Below are 12,070 nucleotides of genomic sequence, written 5' to 3' on the forward strand. Positions count from 1 at the left end.
TCGCGGAATCCGACCGTCCCGAGCTCACATCAGCCGGTGTGGTGGTCTCCGGTGGACGCGGCGTCGGCTCTGAAGAAGACTTTGCGCTGATCGAAAAACTGGCGGACAAACTGGGGGCCGCAGTCGGCGCCTCGCGCGCCGCGGTCGATTCCGGCTACGCCCCCAACGACTGGCAGGTGGGGCAGACCGGTAAGGTCGTAGCCCCCGACCTCTACGTCGCAGTGGGCATTTCGGGTGCAATTCAGCACCTGGCCGGCATGAAGGACAGTAAAATCATCGTCGCAATCAACAAAGACGAGGAAGCGCCGATTTTTCAGGTTGCCGATTATGGCCTTGTTGCCGACCTCTTCACAGCCGTTCCCGAGCTGATCGAAAAAATCTGATCCCGAACAACGTCATGCAAGACCAAAGGTCGCCCCATATAAAGGGGCGGCCTTTTCATTGCGGGCGGACCATGTCGTGCAGCAGCGGCCCGATGTGGCGGGCGAGTTCTCCATGGGCTCTGGGACCGAGCATTTTCTTTGCGGCCATTGCCTCCATTTCACTGAAAACCATGCCTGAAGTGCCGGCATTGATCGCCTCAGGCGTCGCCACGACCTGCGCCAGAGTAACCTGATCGCCCGCGAGACTGTCGAGCATTTCGCGTGTGACAAAAAGCGGATCACCCGACCGCGCCGGATCGGGACCGACCGGTTCATCCCGCAATGGCGCGTGATCGGCAAACCAGACAAGCAGAACCCGGCTCCCGATCTGACGCGTCAGCAGATCCATCCGGGCCGACCACGCTTTCTGAAGCTCGGCACGAACAATGGAAAACCGCTCTGATGAAACCTTATGCAGATGGCTGAGCATATGGCGGTTGAAGTGAAACTCCGCAAAATCGACTTCCGGATAAATCACCCGTAACAGCGGAGACGCGGTGAGAAACCGGTCGTTGCGCCTCGGATGCACCGTATAAAACCGGTTCGACAGGTTCTGTGCACCAACCACCTGCAGCACCGCGACGCGCGCGCGCTGTGCTGCCTCCATGACTGTCGGGTCATTGACGAACACGTCAATACCAGCGTTCGGAATACCGAAGTTGACGCAGTTCAGACCCAGGTCGCTCTCCACCAGCGCCGGAAACGGTGCCTTGATAAACTTGCCATAGGTCTCAGTGCCACCAAGGAACGCCACATAGGGCGCGTCAAGACGCCGTCGCGGTCCGCGAAACAGAAGCCGGGAATTTCCGTACCGGCACGGCGCATAATCGAGCGCACCCGCGCTCATAGCATCATAGGTCATAAGCCCACCTTTTTCGTTCACCCGGATCCTTTATCGCCTGGCAATCCTTAGATTCCCTTAAACTCCGGTCATCAGGCAGATTATTGCGCCTGCGCGTACTTGCGGCCCCGTGGCGTGGCACCGTAAACTGGCGTTACACGATAAGGGATCAGCGGCATGGAAATCAGGAAAATCGGCATTGTAGGCGCCGGACAGATGGGCAACGGCATCGCCCATGTGATGTCGCTGGCAGGCTATGACGTGATGCTCAACGATATCAGCGATGACGCCCTGAGCAACGCAATGGAACTGATGAAAAACAACATGGAGCGCCAGGTCAGCCGCGGTAAGATCACCGCAGATCAGCTCTCGGACGCGCTCTCGCGGATAACCTGCACCACCACACTCAGCGAACTCGGCCAGACCGATCTGATCATCGAAGCCGCCACCGAGCGGGAAACCGTTAAACAGGCAATTTTTGAGGACCTCGTGCCGCATCTGCAGCCGCACACGATCCTGACCTCCAATACCTCCTCTATCTCCATCACCCGGCTGGCCAGCAGGACAGACCGTCCGGAAAAATTCATGGGATTTCACTTCATGAATCCGGTGCCGGTGATGCAGCTGGTTGAGCTGATCCGCGGGATTGCAACAGATGAACCGACGTTCAGCGCCTGCAAAGAGGTCGTCGAAAAGCTCGATAAAACAGCAGCTTCAGCCGAAGATTTCCCTGCCTTTATCGTGAACCGCATCCTGATGCCGATGATCAATGAGGCGGTCTACACACTCTATGAAGGCGTCGGCAGCGTGCAATCGATCGACAGTTCCCTGAAGCTCGGCGCGAACCACCCGATGGGGCCGCTTGAACTCGCCGATTTCATCGGTCTCGATACCTGTCTTGCGATCATGAACGTCCTGCACGACGGGCTGGCTGATACCAAATACCGCCCCTGCCCGCTTCTGACCAAATACGTTGAAGCCGGCTGGCTGGGCCGGAAAACCGATCGCGGATTTTACGATTATCGCGGCGAAACGCCGGTGCCGACCCGCTGAGCGCGTCAGTCTTTCAGCGCCAGTGTGTGGTCGCGCAACCAGGCCATGAACCCGCGCGGATCATCCGCCCATTTCTCAATTGTCTCTGGCGCAAGCGGCTCCCCCACGATCGGCGCCTGGGGCTTGTCAAAGGCGTGCACCACCTCGTGCAGCAACAGACCCTGACGCAGCATCGGAGACAATTTGTTGGCAATCTGATAAGCGCGCGAGTTCTGGCCCGGAAATTTGATCGGCAGAACTGTGGCACCTGAGCGGCGGATCATCTTTGCCGTAAAGACATTCCACTCACCCTCGACAGCCGGACCGAAAAACGTCTTTGACGCAGCCACGCCACCTGACGGGAAAAGCGCCACGACCCCGCCGCCCTGCAGGTGCTCCATCGCGCGTGTGCGCATCTCGACGCCTTTGCGCTGCGCCCCTTCTTCATGGGGGAACGGCACCGGGATCATAAAAGAGCTCGCGGCCTCGTCGATAATCGTCAGAAGAGACCGCGTCAGAATGCGGTAATCGGGCCGAACCCGCCCGATCAGATCCGCAAACATCATCCCGTCAATCAATCCGTGCGGATGATTGGACACGACAATCACCGGACCTTCGCGCGGGATCCGGTCAAGCTGGTGCTGCGGCGTCTGAAGCTCAATCCCCATGACATCGAGTGCCGCGCGCCAGAATGCCTGGCCCTGCGGTGCGCCGCGACGTTCGAACTCTTTTACGCGGCGCAGAATGGTCAGCTTGCCGGTCAGCGCTTCCATTACCCGGATCATCGAAGATTTCCACGGGTCGTCAAAGGTCGAGGCATAGGACAGGCTGCGGCGGTCGTATTTGGAAAAGTCCACCTTGTCGCCCGGCTTGCTTTCGCTGATATCCTGCGAACTGTCAGTCAATTCAGCGCTCCCCCCGTGCGTTGACATGGTTCCCTGGTCAGGCCCCTTCGCCAAATTTATCCGCCACAAGCGCTGTCAGCGCGTCAGCGAGAGCCTCAGCATCCGGCCCGGATGTTTCAACCTCAATAAAGGTTCCAAGTGAGGCTGCCAACATTAAAAGCCCCATGATGCTGTCTCCGGAGGCCGATATACCGTCCCTGGAGATTTCGGCCGATGCGTCGAACCCTTCCACCAGTTCCACCAGTTTGGCTGATGCCCGGGCGTGAAGGCCCTTCTCGTTTACGATTTCCAGTGTCTTTGCGGTCATGGATCGGCTGCCTTATTATTCGGGGCTTATGTTCTGGCTGTCGATGTATTTTTTGCCGGCTTCGAGTGCGGCGCGCACAGCATCCGGCACAGATTTACGGCGGCTCTTGGCAAGCTTGATCAGCATCGGCAGGTTGGCGCCGTAAAGAATGCGACGGTTGCCGGGCTTGCAGGCCAGAAGACTGAGATTTGACGGTGATCCACCGTAAAGATCCGTGACGACAACGACACCGTCCCCCTGATCCACCTCATCCGCTGCGACACAGATTTCACGTTCTTTCAGGGCGCGGTCGTGATCTGCCAGAATACCGATGGCCCGCATTCCGCTCTGCCGGCCCACAACGTGCTCGATTGCCGCCAGATACTCCTGTGCCAGTCCGCCGTGCGCGACAATCACAATACCGATCAAGGGATCAGGCCTCTTCTTTCTTACGCAGGTCGAGTTCGCGGTGTCTAATTGACACCTGCCAGCCCTCCTCCGCAAGCCGCAAAGCGAGGCTTTCGGCCATGGCCACCGAACGGTGCTGTCCTCCGGTGCACCCAAAGGCGATCGACAGATAAGATTTTCCCTCATCGCGATTTGCCGGCAACAGCCACAGGCACAGGTCCGTGACCTTTTCAGCAAAGGGCCCCGAACGCGGGTCGCTTCTGATGTATTCGGCAACGGCGGCGTCGCGGCCGTCCGATCCGCGCAGCGCCGGATCCCAGTAGGGGTTACGCAGAAAACGGCAGTCGAAAACCATATCCACACTGCGCGGCAGCCCGCGTTTATAGGAGAATGACTGCACGGAAACACTGAGATGACGCTGGCCACCGGGCGCAAACCAGTGCTCAACCTCTTCGCGCAGCTGATGTACGTTCAGTTCGCTGGTGTCGATCAGTACGTCAGCCCTCGCGCGCAGCGGCTGAAGCATTTCAAGTTCACGCATGATGCCATCGGACGGTCGGTCGTCGGGCGCAAGCGGATGCCTGCGGCGTGTTTCGGAAAACCGGCGCAACAGCACCTCTGACTGGCAGTCCAGAAACAAAAGCTCCGGTGCAAGTCCCGGCACCGCCGTCAGACCACCGAGCGTATCGATGATTGCGTTGGTGGAAAAATCACGGTTGCGCGGGTCGATCCCGAGCGCAAGTGGTCTGTCTTGCCCCGGCCCATCCAGAAGATCGTTCAGCAGCCGCAACGGCAGGTTATCTATGGTCTCATAGCCCGCGTCTTCCAACACATTGAGCGCACTGGAGCGACCGGCGCCCGAAGGTCCGGTGACGAAAATGATCCGCCGCGCGTCTGAAGATAATGTCTGCGTCATTCCGGCTCTCTCAGTCCTGATCTGAGATATTGCATAATCGCCGCTGGAAAAGCCCGGCTGGCAGATTTGTGAAAACACCGCACTTTATGACCGGCGATTTCTGCGTCGTGACGCTCCGGCAGGCGCCGCGTTTCCGTCTGATCGAGATCCACCACAAGCCGGACCGGCACCTCGCCTGCCGGTTCTGCGTTCAGAATACCGACCCCGCGGGCTTCGATCATACCTCTGATTGCCTCAGGGCAAGCGGCGCGCAGGCCAGACGCCCTGACGTGCACGACAGTCCGGTCATCGGCGATCAGACGCGCGCCCAGCGACAAAAGCTGCAGCGCCAGCTCAGATTTGCCCGCCCCCGACACCCCGGTGATCAGAATACCCGCGCCGTCAACCGCCACCGCGCTGGCATGCAGAATAAGAGTATCGGGTGCCTCAGGCAGAGGGCCCGCCGGCGTCATCGCTCAGGTCGGAAGGCCGACGACAAAGCGCGCGCCGAGCGGATCGGAGGTGATATCTGCTTCAGTGGGGCGGATGTTTTCGGCCCAGATGACACCACCATGCGCTTCGATGATCTGTTTGGAAATCGCAAGGCCGAGACCGGAGTTGTTTCCGAAATGCTCATCAGGGCGCTGTGAGTAGAACCGTTTGAAAATTTTCGACAGCGCCTGGTCCGGGATGCCGGGACCTGTGTCTTCGACCACGATCAGCACGCGGTTTTCTTTTTTGCGCGCCCAGATCCGGATTGCATCACCGTCTTCGCAAAACGATATAGCGTTTGTGATAAGATTCACGAAGACCTGTGCAAGGCGGGCTTCAAGCCCATAGACGATAATCGGATTATCCGGCAGATCGGTGATGAAATCGATGCCCTTTGCGCGCGCGTCTTCTCCGAGATACTGGCCAAGGTTTGACAGGGTGGTCAGAACGTCGAAGGGCTCTTCCTCTTCTTTCACCAGTTCGCTGTCCAGACGCGACGCGTTGGATATATCACTGACAAGCCGGTCGAGCCGGCGGACATCGTGATCAATTACATCCAGCAGTTTCTCGCGCTGATCCTCCCTTTTCACCATCCGCAATGTGCCAACGGCAGACCGCAGTGATGCAAGCGGATTTTTGATCTCATGCGCAACATCCGCTGCAAACTGCTCGTTGCCGTCAATGCGGTTATAAAGGGCCGAAATCATACCGCGCAGAGCGCCACTCAGCCGTCCGATCTCATCAGGCCGTGCCGTCAGATCCGGGATACGAATGCGCCCCGGGTTCATTTTGCGGGCATTTTTAACGCGCCCAAGCTCGGCCGCCGCCGCAAGATCTGCCAGCGGATTTGCTATTGTCGAGGCGAGAACCAGGCTCAGGCCAATGGAGACCAGAATACCGATGACAAACATCTGCAGCACGCGCTCACGCTCGCTGCGCACGAAGTTATCAATCTCACCGGCGGCCGTGGCCACCGCGACCACACCGATCGGCGTCTCGTTCTGTGTGATCGGCGTCACCACCGTGAAAAGTGCACCGCCCGCGGTGTCGAGCTCGCGGCGGATCTGTGTGCCGTCAGTCAGTGTACTGCTGATCAGCGGGCGGATTTTATCGCGCAGCGGCGTCTGATCGGCGTCCTCCGGCTCACTGAATGCGCCGGATGTCGCGGACCAGACCCAGCTCAGCCCGTCGATCAGAGGCGTCTTACCCCCGAGCGCGCCGGCGATCTCGCCCGCCGCAAGCCGTCCTTCGGTGTTAGCCACCAGCGTCTCAGACGGATCATAGACGAAAACCTCAATCCCGCTGCGCAGATCAAGACCGCCCAGCGTGGCCTCGATGTCGATACCGTCCCGGGTCGCAAGGTTCACCGGCGCATCGCGCGGAACCTGCGCTTCGATAACATCGGCGATCAGCTCAGCTTCGGAGACGAGAGACGCTGCCCGCTGCACGGCAAGACTGTCACGCGAAGAATTCAGCAGCAGAATGCCGGCTACCAGAATGCACATCGCAATGAGATTGAAGATGATGATCTTGCGCGCGATGTGGGAACTGCGCAGCGACATGAGCCCGCGGCCTTCACGGCTCGCACGCATCTCATTGCCGGCCGCACTGTCGGGTGCAACCCAGTCATCACCCAGGACGAGATCGCCGTCCCGGGGCTGGGGTGGGGTCAAGTCCCGCACAAAATTCCTCTCGGCCAGCGCCATCGGTGATCGTTATTCTTCGTTGTATCTGTATCCGATACCGTAGAGCGTCTCAATCGCCGAGAACTCATCGTCCGCCGTCCGCATCTTTTTCCGCAGGCGTTTAATGTGGCTGTCGATTGTCCGGTCATCCACGTAAACCTGATCGTCATAGGCGACATCCATCAGCTGGTCACGCGACTTTACGAAACCAGGACGCTGCGCCAGCGCCTGCAGAAGCAGAAATTCTGTCACGGTCAGCGACACATCACGGCCCTTCCACGCCACGGCATGCCGCAGGGGATCCATGCGCAGATCGCCGCGCTCCATCACTTTGGTCTCTTCGCTGTCAGCAACAACATCACCCGCGACCGCATCCTGACGGCGCAACAGCGCGCGGATCCGCTCGACCAACAGCCTCTGGGAGAAGGGTTTTTTAACGTAATCGTCAGCGCCCATGCGCAGCCCCAGCACCTCGTCGATCTCATCATCCTTCGAAGTCAGAAAGATCACCGGCATAGCCGTTTTCTGCCGCAGACGCTGCAGCAGATCCATGCCATCCATCCGGGGCATCTTAATATCCAGGACCGCCATATCAGGCAGCTTCTTATTGAATGCGTCGAGGGCAGCCTGCCCGTCATTATACGTTTCCACTTCGAACCCTTCAGCTTCGAGAGTCATGGAAACGGACGTCAGGATATTCCTGTCGTCGTCCACCAGTGCGATTTTAGACATTACCTGTATCCTTGTACTGCTCGTTTCTTTGATTTTTTGGGGTATTGACCACTGTTTACCCCCGCGAATCAATCTTTAAGTGCGAATCAGCACAGCACTTCCGCCCATTTGGGCCATAATTTGATTACGAATGGCTAAATTGCCGCACATTGTTGACCCGGCCCGGCAGTGATAGCGCCAGCATCCGCCGGCGCGGGCGGGCCATGTGCATAAACATCCTGATGGTGGCGCTAACTGTGTCGAAGCAATCTGTTCACGTGCTAAATCATCATGTTAGGACTGAGACCCGGCTGTCACGGCCGGTGGTATGGTGTGTGTTTAACCGCAGGTGCGGTCAATCAGGAGATCAACAAGATGACACATGGGCGCGTAAACCCCGACTTCACACTGGAAGATCAGGGGATCAAAGGCCTTGGCACTGTCTGGTATAACCTGATCGAACCGGACCTGATCAGTGCTGCCCTGTCGCGCGGCGAAGGCGAACTTGGTAAGGGCGGCACCTTTCTGGTGACCACCGGTAAGTTCACCGGACGCTCGCCCAACGACAAACATGTGGTCAAAACCGACAGTGTCGCAGACACGATCTGGTGGGAAAACAACGCGGCCATGTCCCCCGAGGGCTTTGATGCCCTCTACGAAGACATGCTCACCCACATGCAAGGCGGCGATTACTTCGTGCAGGACCTTGTGGGCGGCGCCGATCCCAAACACGCCATCAATGTGCGGATGGTGACAGAACTCGCCTGGCACGGTCTGTTTATCCGTCACATGCTGCGCAGGCCGGACGCAGAAGACATCAACGATTTCACAGCAGATTTCACGGTGATTAACTGCCCGAGCTTCAAAGCCGACCCGAAGCGGCACAACTGCCGCTCTGAGACGGTGATCGCGATGAACTTTGACAAAAAGCTGATCCTGATCGGCGGGACCGAGTACGCTGGCGAAAACAAAAAATCTGTCTTTACGCTGCTGAACTATCTGCTGCCCGAAAAAGGCGTCATGCCGATGCACTGCTCGGCCAACCACGCCAATGGGAATCCTGTTGACGCGGCCGTGTTTTTTGGTCTTTCCGGCACCGGAAAAACCACACTCTCGGCTGATCCGAGCCGCACACTGATCGGTGACGACGAGCACGGCTGGTCCGACACCGGCACCTTCAACTTCGAAGGTGGCTGCTATGCAAAGACCATTAATCTGAACCCTGATGCCGAGCCGGAAATTTATGCCACGACCGAAAAGTTCGGCACGGTAATCGAAAACATGATTTACGATCCGCTGACCAAAGAGCTGGATTTTGACGACGACAGCCTGACCGCCAATATGCGCTGCGCCTACCCTTTGCATTACATCTCGAACGCCTCCGAGGCGGCGCGCGGCGGGCACCCGAAAAATATCATCATGCTGACCTGCGATGCCTTCGGGGTGCTGCCGCCGATCTCGAAGCTGTCACCGGCACAGGCAATGTACCACTTTCTGTCCGGCTTCACCTCCAAAGTTGCCGGCACCGAACGCGGCGTGACCGAGCCGGAACCGACGTTTTCTACCTGCTTTGGCGCGCCCTTCATGCCGCGCCGCCCGGAAGTATATGGCAACCTGCTGCGTGAGAAGATCGCCACCCATGGTGCGACCTGCTGGCTGGTGAACACTGGCTGGACCGGCGGCGCCTATGGCACCGGCAGCCGGATGCCGATCAAGGCGACGCGCGGGCTGCTGGCAGCGGCCCTCGACGGCTCGCTTGCGGATGCGGAATTCCGCAAGGATCCGAACTTCGGATTTTCCGTGCCGGTTGACGTGAAAGGCGTGCCGAACATTCTGCTCGATCCGCGCCGTACGTGGGACAATCCTGAAGCCTACGACCGGCAGGCGGCAAAGCTGGTAAAAATGTTCTCGGATAACTTTGAACAGTATCTCCCGTTCATCGACGACGACGTACGCGCTGCCGCGATCAGCTGATCGCCGGGTACCCGTAAGAGCCACGCCACGGGTAATCAGCCCGTGGCGTTTGTGCTTTTACGCCGCTTTTTCAATCGCTTCCGGACGCTGCATATCGAGCAAAAACCGAAGATCTTCGTTGGAGTTGTAGCCCATCACAACCTCGAACAGATCCTCCTCATCCCTGAGCGCAAAGCGGATCGCATCCGGATCCGTGTGCATGTATCCGAACCGCGCGGAGAAGCCTTTGAAAACGAGAGGCTTTGACATCAGTCCAAAGAAATAATCCGGATCCCAACGCAACATAGCAGTCAGAAAGGCATGGCGCGCAAGCAGTGAAGACATGCCTGTACCCCGGAACTGTCCCGGCTCTCCGCCAAGCCAGAATTCTCCGTGGTACGTGACGACACCCTGCATGCGTTTCGCGCCCGGACCTGGCCGGTAAACCGATCTCTCGTAATCAATGCCCCCCATGGGCGGCTCGAACTCGCACAGGTTGTCGCGCATATAGTCGCCAAGGCTGGATTTTGACAGGTTGAGCCGCTTCAGAGCCTGCGTGTGCACCACGTTGCCCGAGGCATCGTACCCTGCCATCCAGTAAGAATTCCCGGAATTGAGTGGCTGTCGTTTCGGGTCAAATGGAACGCCCAGTTTGTGGTCCGGCCGGGCTGCAGAAAGAAGTTCGCGGTATTCCTCAAAGTCGGAACCGGTCACAATCGTGACGCCATTGCTGCGAATCTGATCAAGACTGGTCGCAAACAGGTAGTCGTCCCGCGATTTAAATTGAATAGTCATAGTGCGTCTCCACAGTTCAGGATAACGCCTATACTAGTCTATTCCCGCGTTGGTTGCTCGAATAATGCTTCTACCGGATGCGCAGGCATCGCCAGATCTTCTGGCATGGCGTGAATTTCATCGGGCCCGAGACCGTCTATGTTGATGTCATAACACCGGTCGAGCACTGAAATGAGCGCAAAACTACCGTCGGGAAACCGGCCCGCCAGCAGAAGACGCCTGTAATTCAACGGAACTTTCGGCCCGTCCTGTTCGCGCTGCAGCTGGGTGTGGATGTGGTCGAGACGCGCATTATGATGGTTCGCGGCGTCTTCAAATGGCTCAACCATAAGGTGTGCAAACTCGTCGCCACCCGGCATCCCGTAAAGCGCCCGTCCGATACTGGATCTGGCTGTTGCCCATCCGTACCATGAAACATAGGAGGCAAGATCTCCGATTTCCACGCAAATCCAACCATTTGGTGAGTTCCGGTACACCATGAAATATGGCCGGACGTGCTTCATTTTTTCGCTTTCCAGGTCACCCCCGGCCAGCGCCCATGCACGGAAGCATTCCCGCAACAGGGAGCGTTTGCTCCCCCACAGTTCCCCCATAGGTTGCTGCTGCAGCCAGAAATGCACATCACCCGGCAGCACTGCGTGCACACGTTGCATGCCGTTATAATGACTGATGTGCCCCATCAGCCAGGAACTGCCGCGGGCGAGGATTTCAAGCGCCTCGGGCAACGCCCGGCTTCCCTCTTCGGTCAGGTGATACTGGCGGTCCTTCACGACAAAGAGCTCAACGCCCTTCAGCTCCTCCAGCAAAGAAATGTGCCGGCGCAATGTCTGCCGTGTGCTGCCCAGTTCGCGGACCGCGTGGCTCAGATTCAGGGTTCTTGCAAGCGTGGTAAACGACCGGATCATCTCATGCAGAAGCGCATGTGATTCGGTACCTTTCACCGGCGTTTTACCGGGAGGATCCGTGGGAATAACTTTGTTCATCGCACCTGATGGTAAATAAATCACTCAGTAATGCAACATTTATCACCCATTACCCGTATAAATTTCAACCGAAAAATGAAATAGGTATCCAGTTGAACGGAAGGGCGGTTCTGAGGACAACTAAGAGGATCACAACCAGAGGTGTTAAATAGTATGAGCCATCCAGTAGACGTTCACGTAGGTCGCAAGCTTAAACAAATCCGGACCATCCGCCGCCTGTCTCAGACAGATGTTGCGCGAGAGCTTAATCTGTCTTTCCAGCAGATCCAGAAGTATGAAATCGGGTCCAACCGGATCGCTGCAAGCCGTCTTTACGAATTGTCGCGCATCCTCGACGTCCCGACCTCGTATTTCTTTGAAGGCATCGAAGCATCTGCGGATGCAGTAAAAACACGCGATCCCAGCCTTGAAATCGTCAGCGCACTCGCATCGATCCGCGACGACACGATCAAATCACGGATCGTTACCTTTATCGAAGACGTCTCCGGCGTCACGGTCGCGCGCCAGAACTGACGCGGACCCAACCGCTGACCTGAAAGGTCGCGGTCTTTCAACCAGTACCGTTGTGATAAACCGGTATGTCAGGCCAGAACGGCCGGCATGTCGGCTTTTTTTATGCGCGCCATCATGGTCCCCCGGCAAAGGATTCGGCGTCTTGCCGA

Annotated in this window: 14 protein-coding genes; 4 read left to right on the forward strand and 10 right to left on the reverse strand. The window is 57.8% G+C overall.

Annotated elements, in window-relative coordinates; translation table 11 throughout:
• Positions 1–383: FAD-binding protein (locus Q0M35_RS01585; RefSeq protein ID WP_295311523.1), on the forward strand; the 383-nt coding region annotated here is incomplete at its 5' end.
• A gap of 55 nt (positions 384–438) precedes the next feature.
• Here the strand turns inward: Q0M35_RS01585 and Q0M35_RS01590 are convergent.
• The gene (locus tag Q0M35_RS01590) at positions 439–1,284 is read right to left on the reverse strand and encodes a DUF6473 family protein (protein ID WP_295311529.1); all 846 of its coding nucleotides are present in this window, start codon (positions 1,282–1,284) and stop codon (positions 439–441) included.
• Positions 1,285–1,440: 156 nt separating this feature from the next.
• Between Q0M35_RS01590 and Q0M35_RS01595 the strand changes: the two genes are divergently transcribed.
• Positions 1,441–2,316, forward strand: a complete 876-nt coding sequence (locus Q0M35_RS01595) for a 3-hydroxybutyryl-CoA dehydrogenase (protein ID WP_295311533.1) — start codon at positions 1,441–1,443, stop codon at positions 2,314–2,316.
• Positions 2,317–2,321: 5 nt separating this feature from the next.
• On the opposite strand, the gene Q0M35_RS01600 is transcribed toward Q0M35_RS01595, so the two are convergent.
• Genes Q0M35_RS01600 through Q0M35_RS01630 form a run of 7 tightly spaced genes read right to left on the reverse strand, consistent with a single transcriptional unit; the run spans position 2,322 to position 7,698 of the window.
• Positions 2,322–3,200 (reverse strand): lysophospholipid acyltransferase family protein, encoded by an 879-nt coding sequence (locus Q0M35_RS01600; RefSeq protein ID WP_295311535.1) that lies wholly within the window; start codon positions 3,198–3,200, stop codon positions 2,322–2,324.
• A 37-nt stretch (positions 3,201–3,237) separates the two neighbouring features.
• Positions 3,238–3,507: an HPr family phosphocarrier protein gene (locus tag Q0M35_RS01605; protein ID WP_295311537.1), complete on the reverse strand. Its 270-nt coding sequence runs from the start codon at positions 3,505–3,507 to the stop codon at positions 3,238–3,240.
• A gap of 15 nt (positions 3,508–3,522) precedes the next feature.
• A complete protein-coding gene (locus tag Q0M35_RS01610) occupies positions 3,523–3,915 on the reverse strand; it encodes a PTS fructose transporter subunit IIA (RefSeq protein ID WP_169639377.1) in 393 nt (130 codons plus the stop codon).
• A 4-nt stretch (positions 3,916–3,919) separates the two neighbouring features.
• On the reverse strand, positions 3,920–4,810 hold the full coding sequence (rapZ, locus tag Q0M35_RS01615; protein ID WP_295311540.1) for an RNase adapter RapZ: 891 nt from the start codon (positions 4,808–4,810) through the stop codon (positions 3,920–3,922).
• Complete coding sequence (locus Q0M35_RS01620) at positions 4,807–5,262, reverse strand: HPr kinase/phosphatase C-terminal domain-containing protein (RefSeq protein ID WP_295311542.1); 456 nt, start codon at positions 5,260–5,262, stop codon at positions 4,807–4,809. Before Q0M35_RS01620 ends, rapZ begins: the two co-directional genes overlap by 4 nt.
• Before the next feature lie 3 nt (positions 5,263–5,265).
• Positions 5,266–6,987: a sensor histidine kinase gene (locus Q0M35_RS01625; RefSeq protein WP_295311544.1), complete on the reverse strand. Its 1,722-nt coding sequence runs from the start codon at positions 6,985–6,987 to the stop codon at positions 5,266–5,268.
• A 9-nt stretch (positions 6,988–6,996) separates the two neighbouring features.
• Positions 6,997–7,698, reverse strand: a complete 702-nt coding sequence (locus Q0M35_RS01630) for a response regulator transcription factor (protein WP_169639374.1) — start codon at positions 7,696–7,698, stop codon at positions 6,997–6,999.
• Positions 7,699–8,052: 354 nt separating this feature from the next.
• Here Q0M35_RS01630 and Q0M35_RS01635 point away from each other — a divergent pair, with 354 nt between their 5' ends.
• Positions 8,053–9,651, forward strand: coding sequence for a phosphoenolpyruvate carboxykinase (locus Q0M35_RS01635; RefSeq protein ID WP_295311546.1), 1,599 nt, complete (start codon positions 8,053–8,055; stop codon positions 9,649–9,651).
• Between the two features lie 57 nt (positions 9,652–9,708).
• Here Q0M35_RS01635 and Q0M35_RS01640 read toward each other — a convergent pair whose 3' ends face one another.
• A complete protein-coding gene (locus Q0M35_RS01640) occupies positions 9,709–10,425 on the reverse strand; it encodes a hypothetical protein (protein WP_295311548.1) in 717 nt (238 codons plus the stop codon).
• 38 nt (positions 10,426–10,463) lie between these two features.
• Complete coding sequence (locus Q0M35_RS01645) at positions 10,464–11,408, reverse strand: LysR family transcriptional regulator (RefSeq protein WP_295311550.1); 945 nt, start codon at positions 11,406–11,408, stop codon at positions 10,464–10,466.
• Between the two features lie 153 nt (positions 11,409–11,561).
• On the opposite strand from Q0M35_RS01645, the gene Q0M35_RS01650 reads away from it, so the two are divergent.
• A complete protein-coding gene (locus Q0M35_RS01650) occupies positions 11,562–11,921 on the forward strand; it encodes a helix-turn-helix transcriptional regulator (protein WP_295311552.1) in 360 nt (119 codons plus the stop codon).
• Positions 11,922–12,070 lie beyond the last annotated feature (149 nt).

The organism is Roseobacter sp. (genome assembly GCF_024639605.1).
GTDB lineage: Bacteria > Pseudomonadota > Alphaproteobacteria > Rhodobacterales > Rhodobacteraceae > Roseobacter.